Genomic DNA, 15,066 nt, shown 5'->3' with positions numbered 1-15,066 from the left:
GGGCCCTGATCAGGGCAGCGCCACCTGCCGGACGATCTCGGCCACCACCGCGTCGGGGCTGACGCCCTCGCCCTGCGCCTCGTACGACAAGCCCAGCCGGTGGCGCAGCACGTCGGCCACCACGGCGCGGACGTCCTCGGGGTCGACGTAGTCGCGGCCCGCCAGCCAGGCATGGGTGCGCCCGCATTTGTCGAGCGCCAGCGAGGCGCGCGGACTGGCGCCGACCTCGATCCAGCGTTTCAGGTCATCGCCGAACTCCGCGGGCACGCGGGTGGCGTTGACCAGATCGGCCATGTAGCGCTCCATCTCCGGCGCCACGCGCAAGGCGGCGATCTCGCGGCGGGCGGCGAAAACCGCCTGCTGCGGGATCGGGGCGTGGGCCTCGGCGGCGGCGGTCCCGGCGCCCTGCTGCGCGGCGATCTCCTCGGCCCGCACGAGGCGGATCACCTCGACCTCGTCCTCGACCGGCGGATAGGTGATGTTCACATGCATCAGGAAGCGATCCATCTGCGCCTCGGGCAGCGGATAGGTGCCCTCCTGCTCGATGGGGTTCTGCGTCGCCATGACCATGAACAGCGGCTCCATCTTGTGGGTGGTGCCTGCCACGGTCACCTGCCGTTCCTCCATCGCCTCGAGCAGCGCCGCCTGCACCTTGGCGGGCGCGCGGTTGATCTCGTCGGCGAGCACGAGGTTGGCAAAGATCGGCCCGGCCTCGAAGCGGAACTCGCCGCCGGCCTCGCTCTGGTAGTAGACCTCGGTGCCGGTGACGTCCGAGGGCAGCAGGTCCGGGGTGAACTGGATTCGGGAGAAATCGCATTCGAGATTGCGGGCGAGCGCCTTGATGGCGCGGGTCTTGGCAAGGCCCGGCAGCCCCTCGACAAGCAGGTTGCCGTTGGCCAGAAGGCCGATCAGCAGCCGCTCGATCACCTCGCGCTGGCCGATGATCGCCTCTCCCATGCGGGCGCGCAGGCTGTCGATCTGCGCCCGCGTGCCGCTTTCGGTCATGCCTTCCATAACGTCCTTACCTTTCCACGCACATCACTCGGTCGGGAATACCCTGGCCCAGTCCTGCGCCATGTCGACGATGGTCCAGCCGAGGTTCGGCCCCTCGTCGAGGCCGCGGTTCAGCGTGCCAATATGGCCCTCGCGGTCATAGGCGAACTCGCGCGCGGCATCGGTGTGATGCACCAGCAGGCCGAAGGACGGGCCGTCGCCGTGGGTGGTGTATTCGAGCATGGCAAAATCGCCGTCGGAATTGCCCGCGGCGAAGATCGGCTTGCGGCCGATGTGGCGGGCGATGCCGACCGGCTTGCCCTCCTTGTCGTCGATGAAGGTGACGCCGCCGTTCTTGGTCAGCATCGGCAGCCCTTCGACCACCTCGTAGGCGGTGTTGCCCTCGGTGCCGACCACTTGCCACGGCGGGATGCCGTAGGCGTCCTCGGAGAAGGCGCGGATGAAGTCGATGCCGCCGCCGGAAACGATATAGGTGCTGAAACCCTCGTCGCGCAGGTAGCTCAGCAGCTCGAGCATCGGCTGGTAGACCATGTCGACATAAGGCTTTTTCGTCGTCGGATGGGTGTAATTTGTCAGCCAGTCGAGCGCGTCGGCCTGGAACTCCTCCACCGTGAGCCCGGCGTGCGAGACGTTGATCACCTCGAGCAGCCCCTCCATGCCGGTGGCGAGGATGCCGCCGACGTCGCCCTTGGCCCCGGCCTCGAGGGCCGGCGTGGTGAGGATGCCCGGATCGGCCTTGGCCTTCTCCTGCAGCACGTCGAGCGCGTAGAGCGCCTGAAAATAGACCGGCTGCTCGGTCCAGAGCGTGCCGTCGTTGTCGAACGTGGCGATACGGTCGTCCTCGGGCACGTAGCTGTCCGAGTCCGGATCGGTCACGCTCTCGACGAACTCGATGATCGCCGCCTTCGACCCGGTGTCGTTCCACGAGGGCAGCGGGTCGGCAAGCGCGGGGGCGGCGACGAGGAGCGCAGCAAGGGCAGCGGCGCAGGGCGCGTGCGGAATGGGCATAGGTATCCCCTTCAAGAGCGGGCGCCTTCAAATCGCGGCGCCGCAAGACAATCAGGTCAAGAATGGTCGGGCAGGTCAAGAATGGCCGGGCCGGCGACGCGCGCCGGCCCGGGTCAGGTGCAGCGAGATCAGTTGCTGCCGATATTCGCGAGGCTGTTGTTCAGGTCTTCCTGGATCTGATCGATCGAGAAGCTGTCCGGCCGCTGCGACGGCGGGAACTCCTCGAAGGTTGCGAAGAACTTGGCGATTTCCTGCGCCGCCGGGGCGACGAGGTAGGCGTGATCGCTCAGCCAGTCCCAATAGGTGTTCGAGGTGATGTCGGCCCGCTCGTAGGGATCGGCGCGCAGGTCGAACATCTTGGGCACGCGCAGGTTGGTGAAAGGCTCGGCCCAGACCGCCATCGTGCCCTTCATGCGCTGCTCCTTGAACACCACCTTCCAGTTCTCGTAGCGCAGGCCGACGATCTCGCCGTCGTCGTTGAGATAGAAGAACTCGTTGCGTGCGCCCTCATCCGTGGCGCCGGTCAGGTAGTCGAGCTGGTTATAGCCATCAAGGTAGTTGTTGTACTCCTTGCCGTTGATGGTTGTCCCCTCAAGCAGCCGCTCCTTGATGTCGGTATCGCCGACTGCCGCCATGAGGGTCGGGAACCAGTCGAGGCCAGAGAACATCTCGTTGTAGACCGTGCCGGGCTCGATGACGCCGGGCCAGCGGATCAGTGCCGGCACGCGGTAGGCGCCTTCCCAGTTGGTGTTCTTCTCGGAGCGGAACGGCGTGGTGCCGGCATCCGGCCAGGTGTTCTGGTGCGGGCCGTTGTCGGTGGTGTAGATGACGATGGTGTTGTCGGCGACGCCGAGCTCGTCGAGCGCGTCGAGCACCGTGCCCACGACCCCGTCATTCTCGACCATGCCGTCGGCGTATTCGGTCGGCGCGGTCAGCCCCGGTGCGCTGCGGTTCTCTTCGCGCACGTGGGTTTTGTAGTGCATCCGCGTGGTGTTGTACCAGGTGAAGAAGGGCGTGCCCGCCTCCACCGCGCGGGTCATGAAGTCGATGGCCCCGGCAGCGGTCTCCTCGTCGACGGTCTCCATGCGCTTCCGGGTGAGCGGGCCGGTGTCCTCGATCTCGCCGTCGGCATAGGAGTGCAGCACGCCACGCGGGCCGAAGCGCTCGCGGAATTCCGGGTCCTGCGGATAGTTGAACTGCTCCGGCTCTTCCTCGGCGTTGAGGTGGTAGAGGTTGCCGAAGAACTCGTCGAAGCCATGCGCGGTGGGCAGGAACTCGTCCCGGTCGCCCATGTGGTTCTTGCCGAACTGGCCGGTGGCGTAGCCCAGGTCCTTGAGCGCCGAGGCCAGCGTCACGTCCTTGGCCTGAAGGCCGGCGTTGGCGCCCGGCAGGCCCACTTTCGACAGGCCGGTGCGCAGCGTCGACTGGCCGGTGAGGAAGGTCGACCGCCCGGCGGTGCAGCTCTGCTCGGCGTAGTAGTCGGTGAACTTGGCGCCCTCGGTGGCGATCCGGTCGATGTTCGGCGTGGTGTAGCCCATCAGGCCGAAGCTGTAGGTCGACAGGTTGGTCTGACCGATGTCGTCCCCGAAGATCACCAGGATGTTCGGCATGTCCGCGCTGTCATCCTGCGCCCAGGCAGCGGAGCCCAAGGCCAGCGCGGACCCGACGACCAGCGTCGTCAAAAGTTTCCGTGTCATGAAAATCTCCCTAGAAAATCAGCTAAAAAAAGCGAAACCAACCACCGTGCCCAGCTTGCCTCCCCGAAACGGCCGAGAGGCTGACGATCGGTGGTCGGGGCTTGTTCGTTTCGGAAAACCGCAAGATCCCCTCCCGGACACGTCACACACAAGGCGAGGCTATCCCTAAGGAAACTCGCCTTTAGCGAGAAGTATTGAACCAGCCCTGCTCAAAAGCAACCATGTCGTTGCATTTCATAAAAATATCACCGATCCACGGCAAAGGCCCGCCGACCGCACCGGGATGCAACCGCCTCCGCAGATCGACACCTCACTGGATCGACACATCGAGGTTGTATCCCACCGTCTTGCCCGCATCGCGGTCATTGCCCATGAGATAGACGCGGATCGTATAGGTGCCGTCCTCGGGCAGCGGCACCGTCTCGCTGCTGTCCTCGTCCATCGAGCCGACGTAGATCGCCTCGCCGGTGCTGCCCGGCGGCAGAACGTTGAGATAGACCGAGCCGGTGCCATCGGTACTCGACACGCTCAGGTCGACGAAGAGCTCCTGTCCGCCCGACGCGCCGAGATAGTAATCCATGTAGGCGTCGCCGGTGAGCGTCCCGCTGAGCATCGTTCCGTAATTGCCGGGCTCAAAGGCCACCTCGGCGCTGGACTGCGCCTGCGCCTGCGGCACCGCGAGCAGGAGAGGCAAGAAATAAGGCACGGCAAAAGTGTAGGTGAATGTCTTGATCCCGATCATGACAGCCCCTTTCCGGGCGACTGAAGACTTAGGGTAATTCTACTTTAGCGCGACAATTCTATAAAAAATCACATCTTTTGGGAGATTTTTCGACATCATTCTGCACCCTCACCTCACATTTCGGAAACACTGTGTTTGCAACAAGCAACGGTCCGCCACCATATCGGCAAGATTTAGCCCATGATTTCCGTACATTACCCTGCGGCACCGCAGCAAGGTGACCTGTTACCGCTCTGAAACACGAAAAATCAGGGATAGCCGCATGCAACAAAGCCTGTATTCTGACCCTGTTACCAGTCTGACGTCATTTAGAATCATCTGTTGTTACGAGTCCCGCTAGGTCGACCAAGCGTCTTTGCGGCTCGGCGTTACATTTTCCCTCAACGCCGGGCTTCCCCAGGAAGGGAGCCGCGTCCCAAGGCTCCAATCCTTCAAGTCCCGAACCGGCTCTGCCTGCCTATGGCATCCTCGTTTCCCCAGCGATCAAGGCCTGGGCAGAGGAGTCGCTAAAGGACCAAGAAGCCGCACAGGTTTCCTGTGCGGCTTCATACGCGTTTCCGACAGCATCCCTGCTTGCGGGAGCCTGACCCCGAAACGCCTGCTCCCGGCGCGGCGCATCGGCGCGGTGCACTCAACCCGACGCCTCGCAGATCTCGGCGCTCTGCCGCACGCCGTCCACCAGCCCTTCGCCCACGGTCTGCAGCACATCCGCCAGCTCGGTGAACCAGCCTTCGCGGTGGCTGGAGGCGCGCCGCGCCAGCGCCACGATCCGCGCCGGTTCCGGCTCGGCGAAGCGCCGCAGCCGCATGCCGGGCGAGGCGCGCAATTCGGTCAGCGCCGCCACCTCGGGCATCAGCGTCAGCCCGAAGCCCGCCGCCACCAGCCGCGACAGTGTCGAGAGCGAGGTCGCCCCCATGTTGATCCGCGCATTGCCCCTGCCCCGGCCGCAGACCGCCAGCGCCTGGTCGGTCAGGCAATGGCCGTCTTCGAGCAGCAGCAACTGGCTTTCAGCCAGCCCCTCGGGGCTGGGCACACCGCGGATCTGGTCCAGCCGCGCGACACTGCCGGCAAGCAGGAAGCGGTCCTCGAAGAGCGGCAGCACCTCGATCCCCTCCTCCTTGATCGGCATGGCGACGAGCGCCGCATCGAGCGCCCCCTCGGCGAGCAATGACAGAAGCCGTTCGGTCTTGTTCTCGGTCACCTCGACGTCGAGCGAGATGTCCTCGGCGCGCAACGCGGCCAGCGCCTCGGGCAGGAAATACGGGGCGATGGTCGGGATCACGCCGAGCGAGAGCTTGCCCGTCAGCCCGCCGCGCCGCCGCGCCGCGTGCTCCAGCCCCGCGACTTCGGCTAGGATGCGGTCGGCGCTCTCCAGCACCTCTCGGCCAAAGGGGGTGAGCAGCACGTCGCGCGCCTGGCGCTCGACAAGCGGTCCGTTCAGCGCCGCCTCGAGCTCGCGGATCTGCACCGAGAGCGCCGGCTGCGAGACATTGCAGGCCTCCGCCGCCCGGCGGAAGTTGCGCTGCTCGGCGAGCGCGCGGAAGTAGGTGAGTTGGCGAAGCGTCAAAGACATAGGAAATTCCTATCACTTCAACAATTCTTCGCAATTGGGAACTTATGAAGCGCCCTCTAGTTGAACGCTCAGCGAGACATTTCCGCCCAACACATACGGAGCACGTCATGAGCAAGCGACTGACCACATCCGCCGGCGCGCCGGTTCCCAGCAACGAGACCTCGACCACCGCCGGCCCGCGCGGCCCGGTGCTGCTGGAAGACTACCAGCTGATCGAGAAGCTCGCCCACCAGAACCGCGAACGCATCCCCGAGCGCGTGGTGCACGCCAAGGGCTGGGGCGCGCAGGGCACCTTCACCGTGACCCATGACATCAGCCAGTACACCTGCGCCAAGCTCTTTTCCAAGGTCGGCAACACCTGCGACATCCTCTCCCGCTGGTCCACCGTGGCGGGCGAACAGGGCGCCGCGGACGCCGAGCGCGACGTGCGCGGCTTCTCGGTGAAGTTCTACACCGAGGAAGGCAACTGGGACATGGTGGGCAACAACACCCCCATCTTCTTCATCCGCGACGCCTTCAAGTTCCCCGACTTCATCCGCACGCAGAAGCGCCACCCCAAGACCAACCTGCGCTCGCCCGAGGCGATGTTCGACTTCTGGGCCGGGCAACCCGAGTCGGTGCACCAGGTGACCATCCTGATGTCGGACCGCGGCATTCCGCAGAATCCGATGCACATGCACGGCTACGGCTCGCACACCTTCTCGATGTGGAACGACAAGGGCGAGCGCTTCTGGGTGAAGTTCCACTTCCGCTGCCAGCAGCCGATCAAGAACTACACCAACGAGCAGGCCGAGAAGATCGTCGGCGAGACCCGCGAGAGCTACCAGGAAGACCTCTACAACGCGATCGACGAGGGCAACTTCCCGAAGTGGGAGCTGAACATTCAGGTGATGCCCGAGGAACAGGCCGCCGAACTCGACTTCAACCCGTTCGACCTGACCAAGGTCTGGTCGCACAAGGATTTCCCGCTGATCCCGGTGGGCATGCTCGAGTTCAACAAGAACCCCGACAACTACTTCCAGATGATCGAGAACGCCGCCTTCTCGCCGTCGAACAAGGTGCCGGGCATCGGCTTCTCGCCGGACAAGATGCTGCAGGGCCGGGTCTTCGCCTATGCCGACGCGCACCGCTACCGTCTCGGCACCCATTACGAGGCGCTGCCCGCCAACGCGCCGAAGTGCCCGGTGCACCATTACCACAAGGACGGTTCCATGCGGTTCTTCCCGCAGCAGACCGGCCATGTCGACGCCTACTACGAGCCGAACCAATACGAGGAGTCGGCCAAGGCGGATTCCTCGGTCATGGAGCCGCCGCTGAAAATCTCCGGCGACGCCGACCGCTACACGCAGGAGGACAAGGACGCCGATTACGTCCAGCCCCGTGCGCTCTATGCCGAGGTCCTGGGCGATGACGAACGCGCCCGGCTGCACCTCAACATGGCCCGCGCCATGGCACCGGTTTCGGACAGTGTCCGCGAGCGCTGGTACGCGGTGCTGGAGCGGGTGCACCCCGACTACCTCGCCGGTGTGAAGAAGGCCGCGGCCGACCTCGAGAGCGGCAATATCGACGACTATCCGGGGATCCCGGTCACCGACGACACGCCGGTCCGCGCGGCGGAGTAAGTCACTCTCAGAGCGCAACGATCAAGGGGCGGAGCCAGCGGCTCCGCCCCTCTTGCATGGCACAACGTCTTTCTCGCGTGCCCTTCAGCCGATCAGCCCGCCGCCCGCGGCGTCCAGCCCCTCGTAGTGCCGCCGCAGCCGCTGCAGCGCGATGCGCAGCACGACCTTCCCCGAGCGCGCGGCCCAGCCCAGGGTCCGCTCGGTCTCCTCGAGACCTTCGAGGTAACAGCAGCAGCGCAGCGCCACGTCGCCGAGGCCCGGCCCCAGCTCGCGCAGCGCGCCGGTAAAGCGCGCCCGTGCCGCCTCGGCGCCCTGCGGCGGCAGCCCGGACCCGTCCGGGCGGACCCCCGCGGTGAGAAACTGGTCCCAGTTCTGCGTCACCCGCGGCCCCATCTGCGCCAGCTCGAAGTCCTCGCGCAGCCGCTCGCCGGCGCGCAGCAGCACCTCGTCGAGGAAGGGTTTGCCGTCGCGGTCGCGGCGCCGCCCGAGCGAGGCCAGCGGGCTCTCGGCCGCCGCGTAGCGCCGACGCCCGCGCGCGCCCTCCTCCTCGGCCAGCGCCGCCTCGGCCGCGCATCCGCTGTCGAAGCCGGCCTGCGCCTCTGAGAAGCCGCGCAGCCGGCTTTCCTGTTCGGCCAGCAGCCGCCCCAGCGCGCTGCGCCCGGCCGGGGTGATCCGGTAACGCGAGATCCTCCCCGGTGCGTCGCAGCGGATCCAGCGCTTGAGCGCCATCGCCTCGGCCACCGGCACCTCGACCACCGCGGTGCGGGCCGAGCCGCCCTCGCCGGTGTCGCGGACCACAACGGCCTTGTCCATCTCGGCGGCCACGGCGAGCACCGCGCCGCTCTCGCACAGGCGGCGCAGCACCCGCCGCGCCTCGCGCGAGAGCGTCGCCGCATCCGGCATCGTGCCCCGCTCCCCGTCCCGATCCTGCGATCCTGTCATCCGTCGCACCTCCCTTGCGCTTGCGGCGGGCGCGGTCCGGGCGGCGCCCAGCCGGCGCAGCGCCTCGTCCACCAGCGGGTCGTCCCGCAGCGTTTCCATCCGGCGCACCTGGCGCAGCACGGTCGACGCATGGCAGCCCGCCGCGCGCGCCAGCGCGCGGATCGCCTCGCCGTCCTCGGTATGCGCGAGGTAGAGCCGGGCCATGTCGGGCACCCAGGCCGGAAGGCCGGGCGCCCTTCTGGAATGCCCGGGAAAATTCTCTGCGAAGTCCTTGGAAAAAACGTCGTGGCGGCTCATCGAACAAGTCCCCTAGGTTGCACCCCGCTATCGCAGGGCTTGCGAAAGTGAACCTGAAAACTGATTGCGCCGAAGTTATCTAAAAGTTAATGAAATTAGACATTTACCAGTCTTGTCTACAAATTATAAACATCGGTAAACCCCGCGCACGCAGCGCCGGGCGCCGGGCAACACCCCCGGCTGCCGTGTCAGTCTTCCTGCCTGTTCATCGAATGGGAGACGACCGATGCAGGACCTCCAGAGCCGCCTTGACGGCCTGCGCCGCCCGCGCCTTCTCGTGCGTGCCGCGCGCCATGGCGCAGACGACTACCGGCGCGACGCCTGCCTGCCGCGGCTGCTCGGCACGCCCTACCCGGCACGCCATGGCGCCGCATTGCTGCGCTTGATGGAGCTGGAGACGGCGCTCGACCACAGCCGCCGCGGCCGCGCCGCAAGCTATGCGGCGGCGCGCCACGTGGAACTGCTTGCGGCGATCATCGGCGAGGCGCGCCTGCGCGCGGCTGCGCGGGAGCTGGTGGCCTGAGCCGCCGCCTCAGAGGAAGGCGTCGGGCACGGCGGCCTTCTTGCGCGCCACGAAATCCGCCAGCGCCTCGTTCACGCCGGGGTCGATGGCGGGTTGCTCATAGCTCTCCAGCAGCGCCTTCACCCGCGCGGTGGCGAGCTGCATGGTGTCGCGCGCGCCCTCTTCCGACCAGGTCTCGAACGGCTTGTAGTCGAACAGCTCCGAGCGCCAGAAGGCGGTCTTGAAGTTCTCCTGCGTGTGGGCGCAACCGAGGTAGTGCCCGCCCGGCCCGACCTCGCGGATCGCATCGAGCGCCAGCGTCTGCGCGTCGACCGTCACACCCTGCGCCATCTTGTGCAGCGCGCCGAGCTGGTCGGCATCCATCACGAACTTCTCGTAGGAGGCCACCAGCCCGCCCTCGAGCCAGCCGCAGGCGTGCAGCATGAAGTTGACCCCTGCCTGCAGCCCCATGTTCAGTGAGTTGGCGCTCTCGTAGGCCGCCTGCGCGTCGGGCAGCTTGGAGCCGCAGAAACTCCCGGCGGAGCGGTAGGGAAGCCCGAGCCGCCGGGCCAGCTGGCCGACGCCGTAGCTGATCTGCGAGGCCTCGGGCGTGCCGAAGGTGGGCGCGCCGGAGTTCATGTCGATCGAGGTGACGAAGGCGCCGAAGATCACCGGTGCGCCGCGGCGCACCAGCTGCGCGTAGGCGATGCCCGCCATCGCCTCGGCCAGCACCTGCGTCAGCGTCCCCGCCACGGAAACCGGCGCCATCGCCCCGCCGACGATGAACGGCGAGACGATGCAGGCCTGGTTGTTGCGCGCGTAGACCTCGAGCGCGCCCATCATCGTGTCGTCGAAGGTGAGCGGCGAATTGATGTTGATCAGCGAGGTCATCACCGTGTTGCGCTGCACGAAGTCCTCGCCGAAGAGGAGGCCACACATGTCGACGCTGTCCTGCGCCCGGCTCGGCTCGGTCACCGAGCCCATGAAGGGCTTGTCCGACAGGGTCATATGCGCATGCAGCATGTCGAGGTGGCGCTTGTTGACCGCCACGTCGGTAGGCTCGCAGAGCGTGCCGCCCGAATGGTGCAGCCAGCGCGACATCTGCCCCAGCTTCACGAAGTTGCGGAAGTCCTCGATGGTGCCGTAACGCCGGCCCTTCTCGGCGTCATGCACGAAGGGCGGGCCGTAGACCGGCGCCAGCACCAGCGAGCGTCCGCCGATCTCGACGCTGCGCGCGGGGTTGCGGGCGTGCTGGGTGATGCGCGACGGTGCGTGGCCGCAGAGCTGCCGCGCCAACCCGCGCGGAATGCGCACACGCTCCCCCTCGACCTCGGCCCCGGCCTCCTTCCACAGCGCCAGCGCGCCGGGATTGTTGACGAAATTGACGCCGATCTCCGCCAGCACCGTCTCGGCACCGGCCTCGATCATCTCCAGCGCCTCTTCGGTCAGCAGCTCGAAATTCGGGATGTTGCGCTCGATGAACCGGGCGGTCTCGATCCGTGCCGAGCCGCGTGCCGCCCGCCGGGCCGCCCCGCCGCCGCTGCGTGCCCGTTTCCGCGTTTCTGTCTCCGACATGGCGCTCTCCCGTTCCTTCGCATGCCCGACCAGTAGTAGCCCAGCGCCCGGGGCACCAGAGACGAGTTTGCGCCGCCTCCGCGACAAATACGACATCTTCGGACCTCGAAACGGCTTCTTAAGATGATTCTGATGAGAATCTTTTCCGGGTGAAGGGCGTCGACCGGCAGTGCAGGGTCGATGGGCAGGTCTGGTTCGGGCACCAAAGCTGGTTGAATCGCCGCGCGCGGGCCGCCGCTGCGGGCCGGTCGGGCCCCTGCTCTTGATCCACTTTGCGCATCCGGTCCGGAAACGGGGCAGCAGATGAAGGATGTACAACTCGAAATCAGCGGCCGCCCGCTCGACGGGGCCGAGATCGGCGCCCTGGCGCATCTCTACCGTGGCGAGGTCTACCGCTGCACCGTCTGGCGCACCCGGCTCGACACCACCACCAACTGGGCCGTGGTGACGCTGGGCGTGGCGCTCTCCATCGCCTATGCCGCGCCCGACGCCTCGCCGCTGCCGCTGGTGCTGGTCGGCATTTCCAACCTCTTCTTCCTGACGCTCGAGGCGCGCCGCTACCGCTATTGCGACCTCTGGCGCCGGCGCTTCCGCAGCATGGAGGTGAATTTCTACGGCCCGATCCTCGGCGGCGCGACGCTGCCGGGGTCCGACTGGGCAAGGGAGCTGCGCGACGACTACGCGCGGCCCGAGTTCGGCATCTCCTACCTGCACGCCATGGGGCGGCGCATCCGGCGCAGCTATTTCTGGATCATGCTGATCCAGCTTCTCGCCTTCATCGGCAAAATCACCGTGCATCCGACGCCGGTGCAGAGCCTCGACGAAGCGCTGCAGCGCGCCGCCGTCGGCGCCATCCCCGGCGAGGCGATGGCCATCGGCGGGCTGCTCTACTCCGGGCTCTTCGCCGCGCTGGCCGTCTGGAGCCAGCGCAAGGACAAGAGCGCCCGGGTCGAGCAGGATCTCTCGCTTCCCGATGCCATTTACTGAGCCATTCACCGCGCGGCGTTAAGCGCCGGTTCAACTCTTTGCCCCAATCTGGCCGCGACCGCTGGCAACGCACGGCATGAAGGCCCAGGCAACGCACAGCCGAAGACGCAAGTGACGACGCAAGGCAGGGTGACACGGAAAGGTAGCGCGCCATCGTAGGGCGCCGCTTCCCTGAACGGTCACGCCCCCTGCTCGCACTGTGCTGATGCAGCGGGTTCCCAAGAACCGCGCCTCTTGAAAGTGCGGCGCCAACACCATGCGAGGATATCATGACGACGCGCCCCTTCCTCCTCTCGGCCCTCACCATTTCCGCCCTGCTCGGCCTCGCAAATGGCGCCCCGGCGGAGAACAAGGTCACGTATCCCCCCGAAGCCCATGACAACGCAGCGGAGCACGGTGGCGGTCAGCCCGCGGAGCACGCATCGGGCCAGAGTGCCGGGCATGCGGCGGAACCGGCAAGCGCCGCACATGCCGCCGCACCCGCCGCACCCCATGGAGACCCCGGCGCGCTCTGCACTGGCTTCGGCCCGCAGACACCGCGCGACATCGGCAACACCTACGGCAGCAACCCGGTGTCCTTCGGTCTCGCGCCGCCGCCGGAGGAAATGACCCTGTGCAACATCCACACCCACACCAATGCGGAACACCTCGGTCCGGGATTCTCCATCTACGCCGGCCCCGAGGAGAACGGCGGCTTCAAATGCGCGGGCTCATCCGGGCTCAGCGCCGCCGAGCTGACCCGCCCGGCCGGTAGCCCCGCGCGCTTCGAAGGGGTCGAGCCCGGCGACACGATCGAGGTGCATTGGGTCCATACCTCCTGCGACGTCACACCCGGCCCGGGTCTCGGCTCCTGCCTGTCCGAAAGCTGCGCCAACCCCGAGCTGAGGGTGGAGGCGCAGGTGTTCCTCGTGGTCAATGATCCGAACGCGCTCGACTTCCGGGATTTCATCTACCTCGGCACGATGCGCAATGGCCGCCACCAGGCCCGCGACCTGCCCGGCGGCACCGGCACGCCGGTCGTCTTCCGCGGCTCCACCACCGGGCCGAGCTACAGCCAGCAGATCTGCTCGCCGCTGCAGGTGACATGGTCGGTCCGCCCGCGCTGTGCCCGGCTCGACATCGCCACGCTCGACGCCTGGGCCGCCATGGGCAACGTCTTCGAGGAGAGCCACAGCCACGGCGTGCGCCGGCTGGTGACCGCCCCGTCGCTGCTCAGCCAGATCGACTGAGCCAGAGCGACTAAAACGGAGCGACTGAAACGGAGCGACTGGCCCGGATCGACTTTATCGGATCAACCCGGCGCCCCGTGCGCGCGCATGGCCCCGGACGCGCCCGGTCGCGCCGCCGGAGCCCGGCAATTCCATCCAGCCCGCACCCACCCTCTTGCGCGCGGGGCGCGGCCCGCCTAAAGCAGCCGCATGACCCAGCATGATCGCCTCCTTATCATCGACTTCGGAAGCCAGGTGACGCAGCTCATCGCCCGTCGCCTGCGCGAGCTGAATGTCTACTGCGAGATCCACCCCTATCAGAACGTCACCGACGCCTTTCTGAAGGAGTTCGCCCCCAAGGCCATCGTCTTCTCCGGTGGCCCCGACAGCGTGACGCGCGAGGGTTCTCCTCGCCCGCCCAAAACCGCCTATGAGCTTGGCGTGCCGATCCTCGGCATCTGCTACGGCCAGCAGGTCATGATGCATGACCTCGGCGGCAAGGTCGAAGCCGGCCAAAGCCACACCGCCGAATTCGGCCGCGCCTATGTGACGCCGAACGACGACCGCCTCGACCTGCTATCGGGCTGGTTCCTCGACGGCACCGGCCGCGAGCAGGTGTGGATGAGCCACGGCGACCACGTCTCGGAACTTGCCCCGGGTTTCAAGGTCTTCGCCACCTCGCCCGGCGCGCCCTTCGCGGTGACCGCCGACCCCGAGCGCAAGTTCTACGCCGTGCAGTTCCACCCTGAGGTGCACCACACGCCGAACGGCAAGACGCTTTACGAAAACTTCATCAAGGAAGCTGGCTTCACCGGCGACTGGACGATGGATGCCTACCGCGAAGAGGCCGTACGCCAGATCCGCGAGCAGGTGGGCGACGCCAACGTGATCTGCGCGCTTTCGGGCGGCGTCGACAGCTCGGTCACCGCGGCGCTGCTGCATGAGGCAATCGGCGAGCAGCTGACCTGCGTCTTCGTCGACCACGGCCTGCTGCGCCTCAACGAGGCCGACGAGGTCGTCGCGATGTTCCGCGACCACATGAACCTTTCGGTGATCCACGCGCAGGAGCAGGACCTGTTCCTCGGCGAGCTCGAGGGCGTTTCCGACCCCGAGACCAAGCGCAAGATCATCGGCAAGCTGTTCATCGACGTGTTCCAGAAATACGCCGATGGCATCGAGGGCGCGCAGTTCCTCGCGCAGGGCACCCTCTATCCCGACGTGATCGAGAGCGTCAGCTTCTCGGGCGGCCCGTCGGTCACCATCAAGTCGCACCACAACGTGGGCGGCCTGCCGGAGAAGATGGGCCTCAAGCTGGTCGAGCCGCTGCGCGAGCTCTTCAAGGACGAGGTGCGCGTGCTGGGTCACGAGCTTGGCCTGCCCGCCAGCTTCATCGGCCGCCACCCCTTCCCCGGCCCGGGCCTGGCGATCCGCTGCCCCGGCGAGATCACCCGCGAGAAGCTCGACATCCTGCGCAAGGCGGATGCGGTCTACATCGACCAGATCCGCAAACACGGTCTCTACGACGAGATCTGGCAGGCCTTCGTGGCGATCCTGCCGGTGCGCACCGTCGGCGTGATGGGCGACGGCCGCACCTACGACTACGCCTGCGCCCTGCGCGCGGTGACCTCGGTCGATGGCATGACGGCGGATTACTACCCGTTCAGCCACGAGTTCCTCGGCGAGACCGCGACGCGGATCATCAACGAGGTGAAGGGCATCAACCGCTGCACCTACGACATCACCTCGAAGCCTCCGGGCACGATCGAGTGGGAATGATCCGGCAGCGCGCTGCGATGGATTGCGGAGGCCGGGGAAACCCGGCCTCCTGTCGTTTCCGGCCCTGCGCTGGCCTGCGAGAGCCCCATCCGCAACTGCGCAAAACCTGAAAATCACACCCCG

The 15,066-nt window shown here is 66.7% G+C and carries 12 protein-coding genes; 5 read left to right on the top strand and 7 right to left on the bottom strand.

Annotated features, from left to right (window positions below):
- Positions 1-9: 9 nt before the first annotated feature.
- From LC039_RS01375 to LC039_RS01355, 5 genes are all read right to left on the bottom strand, one after another.
- On the bottom strand, positions 10-1,014 hold the full coding sequence (locus LC039_RS01375; protein ID WP_226621270.1) for an AAA family ATPase: 1,005 nt from the start codon (positions 1,012-1,014) through the stop codon (positions 10-12).
- A 24-nt stretch (positions 1,015-1,038) separates the two neighbouring features.
- Positions 1,039-2,022, bottom strand: a complete 984-nt coding sequence (locus LC039_RS01370) for an HAD family hydrolase (protein WP_226621269.1) — start codon at positions 2,020-2,022, stop codon at positions 1,039-1,041.
- A gap of 128 nt (positions 2,023-2,150) precedes the next feature.
- A complete protein-coding gene (locus LC039_RS01365; RefSeq protein ID WP_226621268.1) occupies positions 2,151-3,719 on the bottom strand; it encodes an arylsulfatase in 1,569 nt (522 codons plus the stop codon).
- A gap of 310 nt (positions 3,720-4,029) precedes the next feature.
- Positions 4,030-4,461 (bottom strand): hypothetical protein, encoded by a 432-nt coding sequence (locus LC039_RS01360; RefSeq protein WP_226621267.1) that lies wholly within the window; start codon positions 4,459-4,461, stop codon positions 4,030-4,032.
- 631 nt (positions 4,462-5,092) lie between these two features.
- The gene (locus LC039_RS01355; protein ID WP_226621266.1) at positions 5,093-6,034 is read right to left on the bottom strand and encodes a LysR substrate-binding domain-containing protein; all 942 of its coding nucleotides are present in this window, start codon (positions 6,032-6,034) and stop codon (positions 5,093-5,095) included.
- A 107-nt stretch (positions 6,035-6,141) separates the two neighbouring features.
- Here LC039_RS01355 and LC039_RS01350 point away from each other — a divergent pair, with 107 nt between their 5' ends.
- The gene (locus LC039_RS01350; protein ID WP_226621265.1) at positions 6,142-7,656 is read left to right on the top strand and encodes a catalase; all 1,515 of its coding nucleotides are present in this window, start codon (positions 6,142-6,144) and stop codon (positions 7,654-7,656) included.
- 84 nt (positions 7,657-7,740) lie between these two features.
- Here LC039_RS01350 and LC039_RS01345 read toward each other — a convergent pair whose 3' ends face one another.
- On the bottom strand, positions 7,741-8,802 hold the full coding sequence (locus LC039_RS01345) for a DUF6456 domain-containing protein (protein ID WP_226621771.1): 1,062 nt from the start codon (positions 8,800-8,802) through the stop codon (positions 7,741-7,743).
- 319 nt (positions 8,803-9,121) lie between these two features.
- Here LC039_RS01345 and LC039_RS01340 point away from each other — a divergent pair, with 319 nt between their 5' ends.
- Positions 9,122-9,418 carry a DUF6477 family protein gene (locus LC039_RS01340; RefSeq protein WP_226621264.1) on the top strand — a complete coding sequence of 99 codons (297 nt, stop codon included), beginning with the start codon at positions 9,122-9,124 and terminating at the stop codon, positions 9,416-9,418.
- Between the two features lie 9 nt (positions 9,419-9,427).
- Here LC039_RS01340 and LC039_RS01335 read toward each other — a convergent pair whose 3' ends face one another.
- Positions 9,428-10,972, bottom strand: a complete 1,545-nt coding sequence (locus LC039_RS01335; protein WP_226621263.1) for a trimethylamine methyltransferase family protein — start codon at positions 10,970-10,972, stop codon at positions 9,428-9,430.
- Between the two features lie 303 nt (positions 10,973-11,275).
- Here LC039_RS01335 and LC039_RS01330 point away from each other — a divergent pair, with 303 nt between their 5' ends.
- From LC039_RS01330 to guaA, 3 genes are all read left to right on the top strand, one after another.
- Entirely contained in the window at positions 11,276-11,959 is a 684-nt protein-coding gene (locus LC039_RS01330; RefSeq protein WP_226621262.1) for a DUF2270 domain-containing protein, read from the top strand.
- Positions 11,960-12,228: 269 nt separating this feature from the next.
- Positions 12,229-13,188 (top strand): delta-class carbonic anhydrase, encoded by a 960-nt coding sequence (locus tag LC039_RS01325; protein ID WP_226621261.1) that lies wholly within the window; start codon positions 12,229-12,231, stop codon positions 13,186-13,188.
- Between the two features lie 189 nt (positions 13,189-13,377).
- The gene (gene guaA / locus LC039_RS01320) at positions 13,378-14,943 is read left to right on the top strand and encodes a glutamine-hydrolyzing GMP synthase (protein WP_226621260.1); all 1,566 of its coding nucleotides are present in this window, start codon (positions 13,378-13,380) and stop codon (positions 14,941-14,943) included.
- Positions 14,944-15,066 lie beyond the last annotated feature (123 nt).

It is taken from the genome of Alloyangia pacifica (assembly GCF_020524285.1).
Classification (GTDB): Bacteria; Pseudomonadota; Alphaproteobacteria; order Rhodobacterales; family Rhodobacteraceae; genus Salipiger; species Salipiger pacificus_B.
The sequence above is the reverse complement of the archived record's forward strand: the minus strand, read 5'-3'. Positions and strand labels throughout refer to the sequence as shown.

Excerpts from the sequence above, each read along its gene's own strand:
- LC039_RS01375 (WP_226621270.1), bottom strand. The coding sequence starts at position 1,014 with ATGGAAGGCATGACCGAAAGCGGCACGCGGGCGCAGATCGACAGCCTG.
- LC039_RS01370 (WP_226621269.1), bottom strand. The coding sequence starts at position 2,022 with ATGCCCATTCCGCACGCGCCCTGCGCCGCTGCCCTTGCTGCGCTCCTC.
- LC039_RS01365 (WP_226621268.1), bottom strand. The coding sequence starts at position 3,719 with ATGACACGGAAACTTTTGACGACGCTGGTCGTCGGGTCCGCGCTGGCC.
- LC039_RS01360 (WP_226621267.1), bottom strand. The coding sequence starts at position 4,461 with ATGATCGGGATCAAGACATTCACCTACACTTTTGCCGTGCCTTATTTC.
- LC039_RS01355 (WP_226621266.1), bottom strand. The coding sequence starts at position 6,034 with ATGTCTTTGACGCTTCGCCAACTCACCTACTTCCGCGCGCTCGCCGAG.
- LC039_RS01350 (WP_226621265.1), top strand. The coding sequence starts at position 6,142 with ATGAGCAAGCGACTGACCACATCCGCCGGCGCGCCGGTTCCCAGCAAC.
- LC039_RS01345 (WP_226621771.1), bottom strand. The coding sequence starts at position 8,802 with ATGGCCCGGCTCTACCTCGCGCATACCGAGGACGGCGAGGCGATCCGC.
- LC039_RS01340 (WP_226621264.1), top strand. The coding sequence starts at position 9,122 with ATGCAGGACCTCCAGAGCCGCCTTGACGGCCTGCGCCGCCCGCGCCTT.
- LC039_RS01335 (WP_226621263.1), bottom strand. The coding sequence starts at position 10,972 with ATGTCGGAGACAGAAACGCGGAAACGGGCACGCAGCGGCGGCGGGGCG.
- LC039_RS01330 (WP_226621262.1), top strand. The coding sequence starts at position 11,276 with ATGAAGGATGTACAACTCGAAATCAGCGGCCGCCCGCTCGACGGGGCC.
- LC039_RS01325 (WP_226621261.1), top strand. The coding sequence starts at position 12,229 with ATGACGACGCGCCCCTTCCTCCTCTCGGCCCTCACCATTTCCGCCCTG.
- guaA (WP_226621260.1), top strand. The coding sequence starts at position 13,378 with ATGACCCAGCATGATCGCCTCCTTATCATCGACTTCGGAAGCCAGGTG.